Raw genomic sequence first — 16,486 nt, 5'->3', positions numbered from 1 at the left:
AGGCAGGGGGAGAAGAATTAATAACTAACAACTAATCACAAATGACAAATGATTAATGACAAATAATTCATTTTTATTCAAGCAGTTAAGATAGGAAAGTTTATGCAGAGTAATCGTAATCGTAAACAAACAGCTCTTATTACTGGTGCATCTGGCGGCATTGGTTATGAATTCGTTAAGTTATTTGCTCAAGATGGTTACAATCTTGTGTTAGTAGCTAGAAGTGGGGAAAAGCTGAATAAAATCGCCGATGAATTTAAAAATAAATTTGGGATTGATGTCAAAGTTATTTCTAAGGATTTATCTAAACCATTAGCCCCAGAAGAAATTTTTACTGAGCTAGAACAAGCATGTATTAATATTGATGTGCTGATCAATAATGCGGGGTTTGCTACCTACGGATTATTTAACGAAATTGACCTGAATGCTGAACTGCAATTGCTACAGGTTAATATTTTATGTCTCACACATTTAACCAAATTATTCCTCAAGGGTATGGTTAAGCGAGGGTCTGGAAAAATCTTAAACGTGGCCTCTACTGCTGCTTTTCAACCAGGGCCGCTAATGGCAGTATACTACGCTAGTAAAGCTTATGTATTGTCGTTCTCAGAAGCGATCGCTAATGAATTAGAAGGTACAGGTGTGTCAGTGACGGCGCTTTGTCCAGGGCCTACAGAATCTGGTTTTCAACAAAGAGCCGCAATGGAAGATTCAAAGCTGGTAAGCGGTCAAAAAATTATGACTGCGGAAACAGTAGCCCAGATCGGCTATCGTGGCCTATTGGAAAACAAAACTGTTGTTGTTCCTGGAATTAAAAATAAGCTCCTCGCTGAATCTGTAAGATTTACTCCCAGAAAGCTAGTGACTAAACTAGTTAGAAATATGCAGGAAAGCAAATAAGTTGTAACTTTAGGGCAGACGCGAATAAACAAAAGGCGGGGATGCGATGAAAGAACTTTTAGTGTCGAATGCCACTAAGTACAGCTTTGCATAAGTTCGTAGCGAATTGACAAGGGAAATTTTTTGACTGTAGGGTAAGTATAAACATCCCTCAACCATTCAGTACTATGATTGGTCGGCAAAAAACTTACAGGGTAGAACTGACAGAAGAAAAAAAGCTGTTACAGCAACAAGTGCTTGCGCGTAAAACAGGTCAAAGCAAAGCTAGAAGAGGAAAAATTATCCTAAAAGTTGACGAAAGTCCAGATTGGACGGATGCTCAAATAGCTGAAGAAATAAACTGCTCACCTGCTCTTGTACGTAAATGGCGCAAACGTTGGTGTCAAACCCGGAGCCTGGAAGAGGCTCCACGCCCTGGTCGTCCAAGTCTTTTTCAAGCGATCGTAAAAGCACAAGTCACAGCGATTGCTTGCAGCAAACCGACAGATTTTGATATCCCTTTAGCAAGATGGAGTTGCAGCGATATTGGGGCACACTTAGTAACCCTGGGTATCGTAGTTGCCATCGCAACTTCAACAGTTTGGCGATGGCTAAAATCTGAAAGGATAAAGCCTTGGCGCTTTCATGCTTGGATGCACCGGATTGATGATAATTTCGTTGAAAAAGCAACACCCGTACTCAGATTATATGCCCAAGCTAAATTTTTACTTTCTGCGGGATTTTGGGTAGTGTGTGTAGATGAGAAAACTTCTATCCAAGCACGACTTGGCTTGCATCCGAATAAAGCAGCAGGTGTAGAACAACCAGTTCACTTTGCAGCCCGATATGTTAGGGAAGGAGCAACACATCTTTTCGCGGCTTTAAGTGTTGCCGAGGGTTTAATCTATGGCTGTTGTAGTCCGACAAAAACATTTCTCGATTTCCAGACATTTATAATATCGGTATTAATCCCAGAAGCCATTCGTCGTGGTGTACGCCATATCTATTTAATCCTTGACAATGGCTCTACTCATGCCCCAAAACAATTACAGGCTTGGTTGAATCAGAAACAAAAACAAGAAGGTTGGAGCTTTACAGTGGAAGTTGTTTGGCTGCCAAAATACGCTTCTTGGTTAGACCAAATCGAAATTTGGTTCAGCATTCTACAGCGTAAACTACTGACTCCAAATGATTTTCCAGACTCCCAACGATTCCAAAAACTTCTGCACCGATTCCTCCAGCCCGCCCGAATACACCCATGTAATGCGATCGCAAATCACCCGAATCTGCGATCGCGTAACTCAGTCAATGCCTTCCCTGCTTCAAAGAACGCTCGTTCTACCCTACGCTCCAAGTGCAGGCGATCGCTCTGCTCCTGCTCGGTTAATTCAGGAATTTCAACAGCAGCAACGTCAATTGTTGCTAAGGCTGGGTTTTCTTGAGGGGAGATATCCTCTTCTGCAAGGTCATTTGGTAGTGTGCTGTCATCAGATGCGGCAGGGGTGGGTTTTTTCCGTCTAGAAGGTGGCTTATTCATGTTTCCACCTCCTTTAGCTCAATGATATTTGCTCAAAGTCAATCGCAACATCGCAACATAGCTTTTGAATGTAGATGGTAAATGCGTAGGCGTAACCCAGCGCAGGCATCGCTTATAAAATGAGACAAAGGCTAGAACAAAAAGAGGTTCTTCAGCAGGTTCAATCATCACACTGCTTCTTCCTCAAACAAATCTTCAATATCACATTCCAGCACTTTACAAAGTCTTGCTACTTTTGCAAAAGTTTCTGATCCTTTGCCATATTCCCAATTTCTGATTGTCAGTAGATCACAAACTTTTCCCCCAAGAGCGATCGCTAACCGTCCAAGGCAGCGAACACATGTACTACTCTTGAGATTTCAATAAGTAAAAATTATAAGTGAATCATCAACTTCTAAAATATGAAATCATAAAGATTGTACGTAGCGTATGGGAGCAACGCGATTTTGTGAGGTGCTAAAATCTGGGACGTATATAGCTTGTTTCAGGATGCGATCGCAACTAAAAAACCAGATTTTGTTGAGAATATAGGGGTGTAATTGAGAACTAAACCCCGATCTCACTTTTTCGCGTTGCTCCCTTTCATTTTCACCACCAATAGCTAACATTTTGGCTTTAGGTTGCCGTTGCCTTGTATCCTTATCGCCTTCATGCGTTCGCACTAGCTTCAAAAATAATCGCTTAACCCATTCCTGCTCCTGCTCTATGAAATCGTGATAAATCATTTCTGCGTGACGATCCAACGCACCATTTACACCACCCATCACCCGATACTGCTCAACTGTTAGCTGATGCTTTTCACTGTCTCGTTTTTCCCAAAGTTCTGTAAGAGCAAACTGCAACAGTGGTAAACATCCATGTTCTTTCCCCACATCTTGCATAATCTCTCCTAGCAATCCGTCCTCAAAGCGATAACCTTGCAAGCTTGCTGGTAATGCGATCGCCCGCTCTAAATCTGCCCCTAGCAACGGCGGCATATACACCGCCTGATTTTGAATCAGTTGAGTCAGCGGTGGATAGCTCAGACAAGGTTCAAGAAAGTCCGCTCGCATGCTCGCATGGTGGTAATAATTGCCAACCTTCCACCAAGAGAGTAATTTGTCAACAGTTCAATAAATTTGCGTCTTTCCTCTTCCTTGGGACAAAGCGTAAACACTTCTTCAAATTGATCTACAACTAACAAGAAACGCTCTGAACTAGGGAGGCGCTCAATGATTAGATTTAAGGCATCGCAATGATTGTGGATGAATTCATAAAGCTGCTGAATCTCTCTTGAACGTTGAAAAAATGGCTCAAAGGCTGCTCTCAATTTTGCCAATGGCTCAATTCCTGGTTTAATCGGCTCTAAGACTCGCCAGCCATTGTTCTCCAATTGAGGAATCAAACCCGCCCGCACCACGGAAGATTTACCACTTCCAGACGCGCCGATTATTGGAACAAACTGCGCCTGAGCGAGTTTTTGTAAAATATTCTCAACAACTTTCTTACGACCAAAGAAGAATTGAGCGTGCTGCTTGTCAAAAGCTTCCAAACCTCGATAAGGACACTCCTCACGCACAACCACCACCGGATTCTTTGGCGGATACCAAACCAGAGGAATTGACCTTCCTCCGCCCATGAATATTGGTTCTTGTCCACTGTGCTTAAGTTGGCGTGATATGAAGCTAAACAAGTCGCTGGCGTTGACTTCACCAGTCGTTTCATCAGCTTTATCGTGAGATAATCCTTTGAGAATTGCTTGGGTAAAAATGCCTCCTTCAATATCTTCCCGCGCTCTTTCAAACTCACGAGAGGCGGTTATCAAACGGTAGTTTAGTTTGCTGTTGAAAACGGGGAAACTTGACCTGAGAAAACTTTTTTCTAGAAATGAACCAGCATAGCAGCAGTCAAGCAACACCACTAAACTTGCAAGCTGAGATTTGTGGATTAAATCGTTGAAGTCGTCAAAGGCGATCGCATTCTGCCCATCGCTAGTACAATCGAAAGTTGCCAAATACCCTTTCTGGTTACCTGTTAAGGTTGGTGCTTCAAATCCATGTCCGGCAAAATAAATCAGTGCTTCGTGATTTTTTGCTTTTTCCAGCAGAAACATCCTCAATACTGAACCCAGTTCCTTACCAGTTAACTTTTTGTCCGGGGCGACACGCCAGCAATTTTCACTCTCGACTAGCTTACCTGCAGGGTTAGCGCGTCTCAAACCCTATTGACAAGCGGACTTACCTATAAGCAATCAAGTTGGAAACAAAGTGGCACTATCCGGGCTAGGGTAAGATTTAATCCATCTAGGTGCAAGGTTCGAGTAATGCCAGCAGGATTTGAGAACAAGAAAAGCAAAACCAAAGCATCTTTTACACCCAGTGTAAATAGCAAAGACATTACCACTAAGTTTCAGGAATACTTCACACAAATAAAAGATCCCAGAGTGGAAAGGACAAGATATCATTTACTCACAGATATCATCACCATAGCGATTTTGGCAGTAATAGCAGGAGCGTCAGGTTGGGAAGATATTGAGGAGTATGGAATCAGTAAACAAGAGTGGTTGAAAACGTTTTTGCAACTACCATTCGGAATACCCAGCCCCGATACTTTTAGGAGGGTGTTTGAAAGAATTAACCCAAAAGAATTTGAGCAATGTTTTCGGCAGTGGGTTCAATCCTTGGTTGAGAAATTGGGAGTAGAAGTAGTAGCCATAGATGGCAAAACTCATAGAGGCTCTTATGACCGAGAATCAAAACTAAAAGCCTTGCACACAGTGAGTGCCTGGTCGAGTGAACATCGTTTAGTTTTGGGACAAACAAAAGTCAGTTCTAAATCAAATGAAATCACTGCAATTCCAGCACTATTGGACATATTAGACATCTCTGGCTGCATCATTACCATTGATGCGATGGGTACACAGAAATTGATTGCCGAGAAAATTATTGCAGCTAATGCGGATTATATTCTGAGTCTGAAAGATAATCATCCAACACTCCATCAACAAGTAAAAAATTGGTTTGAGGCAGCACAATCCATTGGATTTAAAGATATTGATATCGGTATTAGTCAACGTATTGAAAAAGGACATCACCGCATCGAAAAACGTACAGTTTACACCGTACCTGTGTCGCAGATTCCTGGACTTTATCAACTAGATTTATGGGGAGGACTAAAAACAATAGTCATGGTAGTACGTTCGATTCAGCATTGGAATAAAACAACACACGAAGTACAATTTTACATTACTAGCCTTATTAATGATGCAAACAAGATTGCTAGTGCAATTCGACAGCATTGGGGAATAGAAAATTCTGTTCATTGGACATTGGATGTTACCTTCCACGAGGATGAATGCCGAATTCGTTCTTTACACAGTCCACAAAACTTTGCTTTACTACGTCGTATTGCTCTTAATGCATTAGAGCGAGAATCGTCTTTTCGTCGCAGTATTCGCCAAAAATCACGACGGGCAGCTATGAACGATCACTATATGCTTTCTGTGTTAGCTGCGGCTCTCTCAAACTCAGTACCTCTGCCATAAATCCCCCTGTCAATAGGGTTTGAGACGCGCTAACCCTGGGATGATTATGGGTTTATGCCTGCTGGTTTATACATTGGCTCAACGTCAAGTAAGAGCCGCACTCAAAGAGTCTAAATCAACTATAAAAAATCAATTAGGTAAAGCAACTGACCTTTTTAGTGATTCATGACTCCTCAGAAGTCTTTTTTGATTTCAGATGTATGTTTTTATTCTTTCTTGTCTTTTTTTTCTCAATAATTTCCGTTTGTGACAGTTGGGGTGCGGAAGATGGGTTAGTATTTTACATTGATACGCTTCAATTTCAGCCTGAAGTTCAGTGCGTAATTCAAGCGGTGTAAGTGGATGAATTTTCTCCTCTTCAAGATGTGACACTTCTGAAAAATCGTTTTTATTTAGGACAGCATAACGCCAAGATTCGTTACATAAGCCAGTCAGTAGATTATTGGGTGGGTAATACTGAATCCCAACAATCACTCCCTGCTTGGTTCTTTGCCCTAATGAATATTTGGGTGATGTCCAATGATTGGGAATAGTGACAACTTTTGGAGTTTCCATTTATACCTCTACAAAATTGTTTAAGGTGAATTGTTTACTGACTCGACTGCGAAACTTGATATGGCTGCGACTTTTTGAAATTCAGGAGTCAGGAGTCACAAAAGGTATTAATAACGAGTAGCGGCTGAATAACTGGGTTTAAGACCCGCCACACTCAATATTTCTGACTCATGAATTCTTCTTCAAGAAGTCTTTCGTTGTCGGGAGCAACGCGAAAAAGTGAGATCGGGGTCAATAGTAAGTTATGGGAGCAACGCGAAAAAGTGAGATCGGGGTTTAGTTCTCAATTACACCCCTATATTCTCAACAAAATCTGGTTTTTTAGTTGCGATCGCATCCTGAAACAAGCTATATACGTCCCAGATTTTAGCACCTCACAAAATCGCGTTGCTCCCAATAGCTGGTATTATGAACTTCTTGACGCTATCGCTTCATTGAAAGAATTTCCTAATCGCTGTAGCATAGCACCAGAAGCACCAGCGATCGGTCGTGAAATTCGGCAACTCTGGGTTGGAAAACGAAGAAAATATAGAGTTTTATTTGTCGTGTCAGAAAATACTGTAGCAATTCTTCATGTTCGCAACAGTCGCCAATCTGATCTAGGTGAAGAATCCGAGTGAACTACTCAGACTTGCCTCCGGCTGAAATCTGAGCTTCTGTAATTACGGGGGAGTGCCTTGAAGATGAAGACTTGGGCGACATATTAAGGGTTTTGGTTAACATAGAAATTCCCCTGACATTGCAAACAAACTATGCCCAAGACTTGGAACATTAAGATAGATAACTATTTTCAAGCCAATCCCAATTGCATCATCGCCACTGCTCATGTAGATTCGTTTCCAACAGACCTACCCCTAGAACCGAATATCCGCGAACCGAACCGCAAAAGCGCGACCTACAGACAAGTTTTCGACTCACTGACAACCGAACCCGAAAAATTCTTCTCCCGTCACAGTGGAATCGTTCTATCGGCTAATATTGCTAAACCTGTCAAGAACAAAACTGAACTAGAACTGGAGATTTTAGAAGCTAACGAGGGGGGTAGCGATGGAATTATCAACGGTGGACATACAGTTCTAGCTTTTGAACAAGCTAAAAACTATAAATACGACTTAACCCAGGCCAGAGTAAAAGTTACGATTCACATCGGGCTGACTGAAGAATCAGCCAAGGATATAGCCCTAGCTTCAAATACCACAACGCCAGTAGATTCTCGCTCCAAAGTCAACGCCAGAGGAGATTACAAATTTCTCAAGCAGTACCTAGCCCAGTTAGAACAGAAAGAAGATAGAAAATTCCGCATCGCCTATTACCAAAACCAAAGCGGCGCTCCCAGAAATGCCCAGTGCAATGTCACCCATTTGCTCAAGCTCCTTTACTGCCTCGACAGAAATAAATACAATCCCGACGGCAATCAACGAACCAAACACCCAGCAGGGATGAGCCTTCCCTCTAACATTACAGATGCAGAAAGGGAAAGATTAACTGCTTTACTGCCTCTGCTCTCTCAAGCTCTGTGGATAGAGCAAAGATTGTACGAAATCATTCAAGACCATATCAGCAATCCCAGAAGGAAGGGTGCCAACGATTTAGCATCAATTGATATACGTAAAACTACATTGTTGCCAGACAGTAAGTACTCTTTTGGGTTTGGTGCGCCAACTGACCTCGCATTACCGATAATTGCGTCCTATCGGGTATTTTTGGACAAGGACTATAAATGGATTCTGCCGTTTAACGAATTTGCCGAAGATTTCCTGCAACATCTGTGGAATAACTATTTCCGTAAATACTTGGTATCGGAGAAAACAGCAGGAAATACAGTCGGTACAAAAATCAGCCGCAATCAAGAGATTTGGGAAAGTCTGTATATCTCGGCGCAAAGTTATCTAAATCACCACTTGGTTAAAATGGTCAACTCTAGCAAGAAAGAAGAGGAATCGAAAGTGACACAAGGTACAAAAGGGCGTGTGCAAGCAGGTAAGAAATAATAGTATGAGTTTACTATAAAAGAGCCATTTTAGATGGGCAATGGCTTTTAATAGTAAACAGTTATCAGTCAAGTCGTAAAGTTCTTGGTTTTTAACTGATAACTGATAACTGTTTTAAGTGATGGACTAACTTGTGGAATCGAAAAAGTGCCATTGCTCACAGATTATTTTCCATTTCCATATAGAATAACAACTGCTCATTCAATGACTATTTTGTGAATTCAACAGTAGCAGGAGAGGAAAAATAATGGCTGAACTCAAACTCCGGTCAAAAGATCCAGATTCACTCAGACGCATTATTCAAAGTGCGTTGTCAGAAAGATTACAGAGTGTGACAGCAGGAATCAAAAGAACAGAAGAACGGATTCAGGAATTTGAAACTAAATATAAATTATCAACTGAGGAATTTATCACTCAGTTTAATAATGATGAATTATCTCATAATTTTGACTTTGATGAGTGGATTGGAGAAGCTCGAATGTTGGCACATTTACAACAAACAAAAGAATCCATAGAGGAGATTGATTTTGTTGATTGAAGATTATTTTCAGCAAATTCGGCTTTTAATTGAATCCTCAGAAATAGTTAAATTATTCCATGTAGAAACTGAAAAAAGAGGAATATATGAAGGTTTTATCAGAGCCAAACTCGAATTTAAAGATAACTCCTTGCTGCATTTGAGGGAATTTGTTTATGTTGAAATATCACTTGATAGAAAAATGTATAGCTATCAATATATGAATTCAGAGAATAATCTAATTTTTCGCTATGACAATACTGAACATCACCGAAAATTAAATCTGACCACCTTTCCTCATCATAAACATGATAGAAGTGAGGATAATATCGTTAAATCAGATGCTCCTTTTTTAGCTGAGATCCTAAAAGAAATTGAGAAAATATTAGGATAAGTGCGATGCTTACGGCAGACGTTGCCAACGGGTATATACATTACATATACCCCTGTCGTCTTCAACAGGAGCTTGACATCGATGCTCATTATTTTCGGTGTAGACCACGCCCAAAGATTTGCGTGGTCTGGACTTACCAACGGCTCTGCCAGGAATTCACCTTTGTTGCGTATCCCCTCAATAATTCGGGGTAGGCAATCAGCAATTCTCATTTTGAAAACAAAAGAAGATAAAATCCTCTTCTTTACATAGAAAACTTCTATCTAATTATGATTTTTTGAAAGATAATCATGATAATTAACTGAAGAGAAATAATTTTAAATATCTGCCCATTAAAAAATAGATTTCAACTTATAAATATAGCTGAAATTCCGACCTTTTTTTGTAAGTTCTCTCAATTAATAATCTTTACCTCCCCTCGAATTTTGACATTTTTAACTAGAATATCCTTTTGTGAGCGGGATATATTCGGCAAGAATAAATAAGAAAAACTCCGACCAACTTTTAAACCAAATAAATTTTAATAAGGTACGAATATCATTAAAAAAACTAGTCCGAGTTGCTAATAGCTCACGAACTTTTTGATAAGTATAATTAACTAAATCTAAAACAGTATGGAATAAAAAAGCTAGTAAATTTAAAGACAATAAAAATTCGCACAGATGATTTTGACCATGACCAAAGTTATGCTCTAAATTGTAACCGTGATTTTTTAGAACGTTATTACCTTCATTCTCAACTTTCCACCTACTGCGTCCAGCTTTGACATCACGCAAAATTTGCATTAATTCAGAAATTTCTAGAGTCGCCGCTTTTTGAGCCATCTTGGAATAATTTGACGCGAGAATTGGATTTTTAACTCACCAATTTTACCTGGATGACAACAGTTATAAATTTTTATTTCGCTTGAGTTCTCTTTTCTCAAAACAGAACTTTTTTGCTGGATTTCCCCTTTTCGTTGTCAGCCAATTTCCGCCGACGAACTGAGTATTTATACTTAATCAATCGGTCAAATTGTTTTTTTAGCGATCGCTTCCCTCGCTTCCCTCGCCACAAGCATCGCCTCTCCCGGAAAACTAGTTATTTTGTACTATATTTTGAATTTTGAAATGGGGGTTAATACTCTATTTATTTCAAAATGAGAATTGCTGGACATATCAACGCTTTATTGACAATTTTTAAATCACTGGTAGTTCAAGATTGAAGTTGCTGCATCAGACCTGCTGCGTCAGAAACAGACCAATGTTCAGCAATCTTTCCATCTTGAACCCGATCAATTCGGATCACTGATGTCGAGATGCTCCTGCCAGTTGGTGCAATGCCGTAGAATGACCCGCTGTGCTTGCCGTGACTTATGATGTAGCTAACAACCCGATCCCCTTCGGCGACCTGCTGCACAATCTCAATTTGGATGTCGGGGAACGCAGCGAAGAAATCGTCAAAGAAGGATTCATGATAGACCCTCAGTGCATCAATACCGCAATTTTCTGTACAAGACATCGCATGGTTAATACAATTCTCTGTCCAGAAATCTTTCAACGCTGTAAGATTTCGACCATTCCAAACGACTTGAACAAAGTTCTGGATTACTTGCTTATTTTTATCAAGTCGGTCATTAGCTTTTCTCCAGAGAGTCGTTTTTCATTGAGCAGTATACAACTTCAAAAGCGTGAATGACTTTATTGTTGATGGGAATGTTGAAAAATACAGATGAATAAAAATTAACCCTCTTTTGTCACTTTCAGAAAATAATAATCGAAGCAACATTCTGAAACTTTTATGTAGTCGAGCTTTGAGCTTTTATTTTCTAACAGTAACTCAAGTTTGTAGCCAAAACCTGGAGATGGAAGCCCTGAAAGCCTTTCAGCGATTGGGTTCTACCAAAGTGACAAAAGAGGGTTAAAGAACCGTCTGGATTTTGAGCAGGAACATCCCCAAGCAATGTAACCAGGTAAAGGAAAGAAAAGTCGAATTACGAAATTTGACGTTGATAAGCTAATGGTGTAATACCGACGTGCTTGCGAAAAACTTTAGCAAAATGGCTTTGGCTTTGAAACCCGACCAGATAAGAAACTTCTGTAATCGATAGTTTCTGTTTAATGAGATGCGCGATCGCTGTATACCAACCACAAGGTGTAGCACCCGAAGGTAAGGCAACGCGAAACCCCCTACTGGCAACCAGAACTAACCGCCGACGTGCCTGGAGTAATCCGAATTTGTCCATGCTGACCACGCTGTAATCGACCGAGTACCCCTCAAGTTCCAAGGCTGACAGGATAATACTGAAACTCTGACTGTTCTGATAACGCAGGACATTCTCCAGCGTAAACACCCGTGGCTGCAACTGTCGGATGGCTTCAGCAATAGCGATCGCTGCACTCAGATCATCAGCCGTTTCAATACCCTTACCCGCTTTAGCTGTGTGAGCTTGACTGAAGTTGGCACACACCGGGGAGGCGTGAAGGTAATCGGGGCGGCGAGGAAAACCTATGATATCATGTCCGGTGGCACACCCATAGTAAAATCAATATATACCCTCTGCTGCAAGCATCTACCGTATCAATGCCAAAACATATTAGTATAGAGCCACATTTATCATTAACCGAGTTAGAGCAGCGTTACCGTCAAGCAAAGGACAGTAGACCGAAAAGTTTTGCGATCGTCAAAAAAAGTAGTGTATGATACAGTTTGCTCGGAGTCTAAAAAAGTTGAGCTGTTTTGATAAATCATAAAGGAAACTTATGAATCACCTCCCAGAATCAACCCAAGTCAGTCCTACGTCAAACACACTTCATTAACTACCCCATAGTCGCGGTCTATAGTTTGACGTAAAAATTCCAGCATTTGTTTGAGAGTAAATAGATTACAGAAAGCTGTTTTACTACTTCTTCTTAAAGTACCAGGGTTAGCGCGTCTCAAACCCTATTGACAGGGGGATTTATGGCAGAGGTACTGAGTTTGAGAGAGCCGCAGCTAACACAGAAAGCATATAGTGATCGTTCATAGCTGCCCGTCGTGATTTTTGGCGAATACTGCGACGAAAAGACGATTCTCGCTCTAATGCATTAAGAGCAATACGACGTAGTAAAGCAAAGTTTTGTGGACTGTGTAAAGAACGAATTCGGCATTCATCCTCGTGGAAGGTAACATCCAATGTCCAATGAACAGAATTTTCTATTCCCCAATGCTGTCGAATTGCACTAGCAATCTTGTTTGCATCATTAATAAGGCTAGTAATGTAAAATTGTACTTCGTGTGTTGTTTTATTCCAATGCTGAATCGAACGTACTACCATGACTATTGTTTTTAGTCCTCCCCATAAATCTAGTTGATAAAGTCCAGGAATCTGCGACACAGGTACGGTGTAAACTGTACGTTTTTCGATGCGGTGATGTCCTTTTTCAATACGTTGACTAATACCGATATCAATATCTTTAAATCCAATGGATTGTGCTGCCTCAAACCAATTTTTTACTTGTTGATGGAGTGTTGGATGATTATCTTTCAGACTCAGAATATAATCCGCATTAGCTGCAATAATTTTCTCGGCAATCAATTTCTGTGTACCCATCGCATCAATGGTAATGATGCAGCCAGAGATGTCTAATATGTCCAATAGTGCTGGAATTGCAGTGATTTCATTTGATTTAGAACTGACTTTTGTTTGTCCCAAAACTAAACGATGTTCACTCGACCAGGCACTCACTGTGTGCAAGGCTTTTAGTTTTGATTCTCGGTCATAAGAGCCTCTATGAGTTTTGCCATCTATGGCTACTACTTCTACTCCCAATTTCTCAACCAAGGATTGAACCCACTGCCGAAAACATTGCTCAAATTCTTTTGGGTTAATTCTTTCAAACACCCTCCTAAAAGTATCGGGGCTGGGTATTCCGAATGGTAGTTGCAAAAACGTTTTCAACCACTCTTGTTTACTGATTCCATACTCCTCAATATCTTCCCAACCTGACGCTCCTGCTATTACTGCCAAAATCGCTATGGTGATGATATCTGTGAGTAAATGATATCTTGTCCTTTCCACTCTGGGATCTTTTATTTGTGTGAAGTATTCCTGAAACTTAGTGGTAATGTCTTTGCTATTTACACTGGGTGTAAAAGATGCTTTGGTTTTGCTTTTCTTGTTCTCAAATCCTGCTGGCATTACTCGAACCTTGCACCTAGATGGATTAAATCTTACCCTAGCCCGGATAGTGCCACTTTGTTTCCAACTTGATTGCTTATAGGTAAGTCCGCTTGTCAATAGGGTTTGAGACGCGCTAACCCTGATACCAAAATAATAAATCTGAACCAATTTGAAACTTCTCAACATTATATATTGCTAAAAAATGGATATCTTTAAGTAGTTTAATAATATTAAGTGCTGTGCCATTTTTGGTAGATACTACTGTTTCATAACAATCAATCTGCCAATATTGGAATTCTTCATAGGTATCAGTCAACTCAATTTCTAAATACTTGGTTAATTCTGGTGAGGGTAGGGGCTGATTATTGGTCGTTGGTAAAGCAAAGTATTTGGGAGATATGCGTTGGCCAAATTGAGTATTGTCTTCTTTAATTCCCAATTCTTGTACTAAAAAGGCGATTAATTCGGATTTAACCAAATGTCCAGGATGAATTTGTTGACTATTGGTGTGACTTTTTTGGGATAATTGAGTTTCTACCCACAAATAAAAAGATCCTGACTGAATAAAGTCAGTTTCTTCGTTTGGTATCCAGGTGCCATGAAGTATTCTCATAGTTATCGTAAATTAAAGGGTTTAAGACCCCATCCCCAAAGGAAGAAGCTTGTTTTGTGTTGGGGACTGTCTTGAGAAATCGCTCCTCTTGGGCAAAGCCCAAGACCGCGTTTCTCGCTAAATCCCCATTACAAAACGTAATTGCGTTAGCGAGTCCGCGTTAGCGTAGCGGGGCGAAGCCCATTGCGAATTGCGAACTTGTACTGAGCGTAGTCGAAGTATTGCGAACTTGTGCCGAGCGAAGTCGAGGTATTGCGAATTGTTTAAGATGCCTCTGAATTGTTTGGAAATTCACGCGCCTTAGAATTACTTTAGCAAACAGAGGTGCTAGAATTATCTTCTTTATGCAAAAGAAAGCGATGACGCTATAACGCTATAGTGCGATCGCTTGACTTATGCCGATAGAGGCAGCAGTCCCATACTTCCCTTACAACTCAAAATCAAGAGTGAAGGTTTGGTCATCAGAATCAAGAATTTGGTTTTCGATAGTAGATGGCTCTTGAGTCATTGAAGGAAGTTTGGTATCTTCACTATTAATTGGCGTGAAAGCTACTTGTTGTGTGGGAAATGCACCCTTCCTAAAAGCAAAATAGCAATCGACGATAAAGTAGAGCGTCTCCAGGTAACTCTTGTCTAGTTGCTGTGATTCGGCAAATATCCGCTTCCGATAGCTATCTTTGATCCGAACTTTTTCCGGTGCTAAGTCTTGTTTATCTGCCATTGCGATCACTTAAGAGATGTAGTAGTTGGGTTCTTGGCAAAAATAGTTTTTGCCATCTCTAAAAGCCCAGAGACATTGGCTTCTACCGGATTGTCCAGGATTTGGAAGCCGTTTTTCTCCAACAGCTTCTTAAATCCTGGTAAGAGACAGCCTCCACCAATCGCCCAGATTTCATCGCCTTGGTGTTTGGCATCCAATGTGAGATTCACCACTTTTTTTAAGTATTTTTCATACCAATCTTTTAAAGAAGCACTGTATACATCTTTGATATCGATGTCACGGCTGTATCGGGTATGCCCCATTTCCAAACAAAATCGGATCTTGGAGGCATCCCCGATTTTCCCCCCATTTAAATGTTTCATTTTTTGGGAGATATCATCGATGAGAACTTCTACACCGATGGGGTAAGCAGTGTGAACTTCTCGTTTCCCTTGGTTGTAACGAGAATACAGAGTCGTACCATTACCAAAGTCTAAAATGGTTAACTTTTTCGGTAGTGGATGCCCAAATAATGCACCCATCCCCTCTAGTACAACTTTGATGACTTCTACTTTCACGTCTGATTGCTTGCCAGCAAGTATCGGCTGATATTCTCCATTGAGTACTTTTTGTAATTCTTCAGCCAGACCGACATCATGTAAACTGACGACTAATTTTAAGTGCCAAGCCTTACGGTGTGGTAGATGTGCCAATGCACCCAATAAAGTCAATAATGCCTTGTTGACTTTATTTTCATTATTATCGGTGTTGCGGTCAAAATAATGTCCTGTGCGGAAGGCTGATTCTCCAACAGTGTAAGCAGTACCGTTGAAAACTACACGTCCTGGAACATCTTCCATCTCGGCATTAGTTATATAGCTGGGGACACGAACTACTTTAAAGCCATCGACTAAAAGTTTAAGGCTTCCGTAACCGTTATCGAAACCCGCAGGAAAAATTTTTTGCAACGTGTGAATGTTTGACATCTGCTCCAAGTAATAAACTTTAAGAAAGTGAAAATTATCTGTTCAAGTGATCTGCAAGGGCAAGAGAAAGAAGAATAAAATAACTTCCCCTTTTTTTCCTAATCTCAAGAGTTTATCATAACCCCTTAGGGGCTAAGTGGGGTACAAAATATGAGCTAGTCAAAAATACCCTACTTACCACCTATGTATATCCTATATAGGTGTCAAAATGTCCCCAAAGTCCTAAGCTATTGTTGGGGTATATATAGCCCCCCTGTAGCCCCCAATAAGAATTTTTGAAATCTTTTTTATCAACGCACCAGAAATTAAATTAGATCATTATTGACCCTTTGATTTATACTTTACTATCAATTTTTTGTTGAAAAGCAATTCAGTTTTGATCTTTAACTTCTTGCTGACTATGTAACGAGTGCGTTACTACTTGCTTACAGGTTCAGCTTTCTCTACTGAATTATCATTCACACCCAGAGTCAATTCCAAAGGAGTTCTTTGGGGGTAAGCTTTTACTACTTGCCGATAAACATCATAATTAGTAGGTAGCGTGTTCTGAGTATTACCTACTCCATAGGTCATTTCCAATTCGCAATTCGCAATTCGCAGTTCGCAATTACGGCGTAATTGATAATTGAGGCGTTGGGGTACAGAGCAAC

The 16,486-nt window shown here is 40.5% G+C and carries 17 protein-coding genes and 1 pseudogene; 7 read left to right on the top strand and 11 right to left on the bottom strand.

Annotation, left to right across the window (positions count from 1 at the left end):
- Positions 1-102 precede the first annotated feature (102 nt).
- Together CDC33_RS34685 and CDC33_RS34680 are read left to right on the top strand one after the other, a co-directional pair.
- Positions 103-900, top strand: coding sequence for an SDR family NAD(P)-dependent oxidoreductase (locus CDC33_RS34685; protein ID WP_109013110.1), 798 nt, complete (start codon positions 103-105; stop codon positions 898-900).
- A 167-nt stretch (positions 901-1,067) separates the two neighbouring features.
- Entirely contained in the window at positions 1,068-2,321 is a 1,254-nt protein-coding gene (locus CDC33_RS34680; protein WP_109013109.1) for an IS630 family transposase, read from the top strand.
- A gap of 502 nt (positions 2,322-2,823) precedes the next feature.
- On the opposite strand, the gene CDC33_RS34670 is transcribed toward CDC33_RS34680, so the two are convergent.
- Both CDC33_RS34670 and CDC33_RS34665 read right to left on the bottom strand, forming a co-directional pair.
- Positions 2,824-3,468 (bottom strand): nSTAND1 domain-containing NTPase, encoded by a 645-nt coding sequence (locus CDC33_RS34670; protein ID WP_369694409.1) that lies wholly within the window; start codon positions 3,466-3,468, stop codon positions 2,824-2,826.
- Positions 3,438-4,613, bottom strand: coding sequence for an nSTAND1 domain-containing NTPase (locus CDC33_RS34665; RefSeq protein ID WP_109013107.1), 1,176 nt, complete (start codon positions 4,611-4,613; stop codon positions 3,438-3,440). The genes CDC33_RS34670 and CDC33_RS34665 overlap by 31 nt, the downstream gene beginning before the upstream one ends.
- A gap of 105 nt (positions 4,614-4,718) precedes the next feature.
- Here CDC33_RS34665 and CDC33_RS34660 point away from each other — a divergent pair, with 105 nt between their 5' ends.
- Entirely contained in the window at positions 4,719-5,939 is a 1,221-nt protein-coding gene (locus CDC33_RS34660) for an ISAs1 family transposase (protein WP_109012853.1), read from the top strand.
- Between the two features lie 192 nt (positions 5,940-6,131).
- On the opposite strand, the gene CDC33_RS34655 is transcribed toward CDC33_RS34660, so the two are convergent.
- Complete coding sequence (locus tag CDC33_RS34655; RefSeq protein ID WP_181374329.1) at positions 6,132-6,494, bottom strand: hypothetical protein; 363 nt, start codon at positions 6,492-6,494, stop codon at positions 6,132-6,134.
- Positions 6,495-6,757: 263 nt separating this feature from the next.
- Here CDC33_RS34655 and CDC33_RS34650 point away from each other — a divergent pair, with 263 nt between their 5' ends.
- The 4 genes from CDC33_RS34650 to CDC33_RS34635 all read left to right on the top strand — a co-directional run bounded on the left by CDC33_RS34650 (position 6,758) and on the right by CDC33_RS34635 (position 9,396).
- Positions 6,758-7,114: a type II toxin-antitoxin system RelE/ParE family toxin gene (locus CDC33_RS34650; protein WP_244919513.1), complete on the top strand. Its 357-nt coding sequence runs from the start codon at positions 6,758-6,760 to the stop codon at positions 7,112-7,114.
- A 132-nt stretch (positions 7,115-7,246) separates the two neighbouring features.
- On the top strand, positions 7,247-8,485 hold the full coding sequence (locus tag CDC33_RS34645) for an AIPR family protein (RefSeq protein WP_109013105.1): 1,239 nt from the start codon (positions 7,247-7,249) through the stop codon (positions 8,483-8,485).
- A 247-nt stretch (positions 8,486-8,732) separates the two neighbouring features.
- Positions 8,733-9,023 (top strand): hypothetical protein, encoded by a 291-nt coding sequence (locus CDC33_RS34640; RefSeq protein ID WP_181374328.1) that lies wholly within the window; start codon positions 8,733-8,735, stop codon positions 9,021-9,023.
- The gene (locus tag CDC33_RS34635) at positions 9,013-9,396 is read left to right on the top strand and encodes a toxin-antitoxin system TumE family protein (protein WP_109013368.1); all 384 of its coding nucleotides are present in this window, start codon (positions 9,013-9,015) and stop codon (positions 9,394-9,396) included. The genes CDC33_RS34640 and CDC33_RS34635 overlap by 11 nt, the downstream gene beginning before the upstream one ends.
- Positions 9,397-9,916: 520 nt before the next feature.
- Here the strand turns inward: CDC33_RS34635 and CDC33_RS34630 are convergent.
- From CDC33_RS34630 to CDC33_RS39555, 8 genes and pseudogenes are all read right to left on the bottom strand, one after another.
- Positions 9,917-10,163: pseudogene (locus tag CDC33_RS34630) on the bottom strand (ISNCY family transposase); the annotation flags it as partial.
- 427 nt (positions 10,164-10,590) lie between these two features.
- Entirely contained in the window at positions 10,591-10,983 is a 393-nt protein-coding gene (locus tag CDC33_RS34625) for an ester cyclase (protein ID WP_109013104.1), read from the bottom strand.
- 385 nt (positions 10,984-11,368) lie between these two features.
- The gene (locus CDC33_RS40910) at positions 11,369-11,887 is read right to left on the bottom strand and encodes a DNA cytosine methyltransferase (protein ID WP_280524479.1); all 519 of its coding nucleotides are present in this window, start codon (positions 11,885-11,887) and stop codon (positions 11,369-11,371) included.
- A 447-nt stretch (positions 11,888-12,334) separates the two neighbouring features.
- Positions 12,335-13,555: an ISAs1 family transposase gene (locus CDC33_RS34615; RefSeq protein WP_109012853.1), complete on the bottom strand. Its 1,221-nt coding sequence runs from the start codon at positions 13,553-13,555 to the stop codon at positions 12,335-12,337.
- A gap of 115 nt (positions 13,556-13,670) precedes the next feature.
- A complete protein-coding gene (locus tag CDC33_RS34610) occupies positions 13,671-14,150 on the bottom strand; it encodes a hypothetical protein (RefSeq protein WP_181374326.1) in 480 nt (159 codons plus the stop codon).
- A gap of 427 nt (positions 14,151-14,577) precedes the next feature.
- Positions 14,578-14,871 (bottom strand): hypothetical protein, encoded by a 294-nt coding sequence (locus CDC33_RS34605; RefSeq protein ID WP_109013103.1) that lies wholly within the window; start codon positions 14,869-14,871, stop codon positions 14,578-14,580.
- A 5-nt stretch (positions 14,872-14,876) separates the two neighbouring features.
- A complete protein-coding gene (locus tag CDC33_RS34600) occupies positions 14,877-15,836 on the bottom strand; it encodes a ParM/StbA family protein (RefSeq protein WP_109013102.1) in 960 nt (319 codons plus the stop codon).
- A gap of 417 nt (positions 15,837-16,253) precedes the next feature.
- Positions 16,254-16,409, bottom strand: a complete 156-nt coding sequence (locus CDC33_RS39555) for a hypothetical protein (RefSeq protein ID WP_244919567.1) — start codon at positions 16,407-16,409, stop codon at positions 16,254-16,256.
- Positions 16,410-16,486 lie beyond the last annotated feature (77 nt).

Source organism: Nostoc commune NIES-4072 (genome assembly GCF_003113895.1).
GTDB lineage: Bacteria > Cyanobacteriota > Cyanobacteriia > Cyanobacteriales > Nostocaceae > Nostoc > Nostoc commune.
The sequence above is the reverse complement of the archived record's forward strand: the minus strand, read 5'-3'. Positions and strand labels throughout refer to the sequence as shown.

Bases quoted from the DNA above. Each gene is read 5' to 3' on its own strand.
- CDC33_RS34605 (WP_109013103.1), bottom strand. From the start codon at position 14,871: ATGGCAGATAAACAAGACTTAGCACCGGAAAAAGTTCGGATCAAAGAT.
- CDC33_RS39555 (WP_244919567.1), bottom strand. From the start codon at position 16,409: ATGACCTATGGAGTAGGTAATACTCAGAACACGCTACCTACTAATTAT.
- CDC33_RS34680 (WP_109013109.1), top strand. From the start codon at position 1,068: ATGATTGGTCGGCAAAAAACTTACAGGGTAGAACTGACAGAAGAAAAA.
- CDC33_RS34645 (WP_109013105.1), top strand. From the start codon at position 7,247: ATGCCCAAGACTTGGAACATTAAGATAGATAACTATTTTCAAGCCAAT.
- CDC33_RS34610 (WP_181374326.1), bottom strand. From the start codon at position 14,150: ATGAGAATACTTCATGGCACCTGGATACCAAACGAAGAAACTGACTTT.
- CDC33_RS34670 (WP_369694409.1), bottom strand. From the start codon at position 3,468: ATGCGAGCGGACTTTCTTGAACCTTGTCTGAGCTATCCACCGCTGACT.
- CDC33_RS34600 (WP_109013102.1), bottom strand. From the start codon at position 15,836: ATGTCAAACATTCACACGTTGCAAAAAATTTTTCCTGCGGGTTTCGAT.
- CDC33_RS34685 (WP_109013110.1), top strand. From the start codon at position 103: ATGCAGAGTAATCGTAATCGTAAACAAACAGCTCTTATTACTGGTGCA.
- CDC33_RS34615 (WP_109012853.1), bottom strand. From the start codon at position 13,555: ATGCCAGCAGGATTTGAGAACAAGAAAAGCAAAACCAAAGCATCTTTT.
- CDC33_RS34640 (WP_181374328.1), top strand. From the start codon at position 8,733: ATGGCTGAACTCAAACTCCGGTCAAAAGATCCAGATTCACTCAGACGC.
- CDC33_RS34655 (WP_181374329.1), bottom strand. From the start codon at position 6,494: ATGGAAACTCCAAAAGTTGTCACTATTCCCAATCATTGGACATCACCC.
- CDC33_RS34660 (WP_109012853.1), top strand. From the start codon at position 4,719: ATGCCAGCAGGATTTGAGAACAAGAAAAGCAAAACCAAAGCATCTTTT.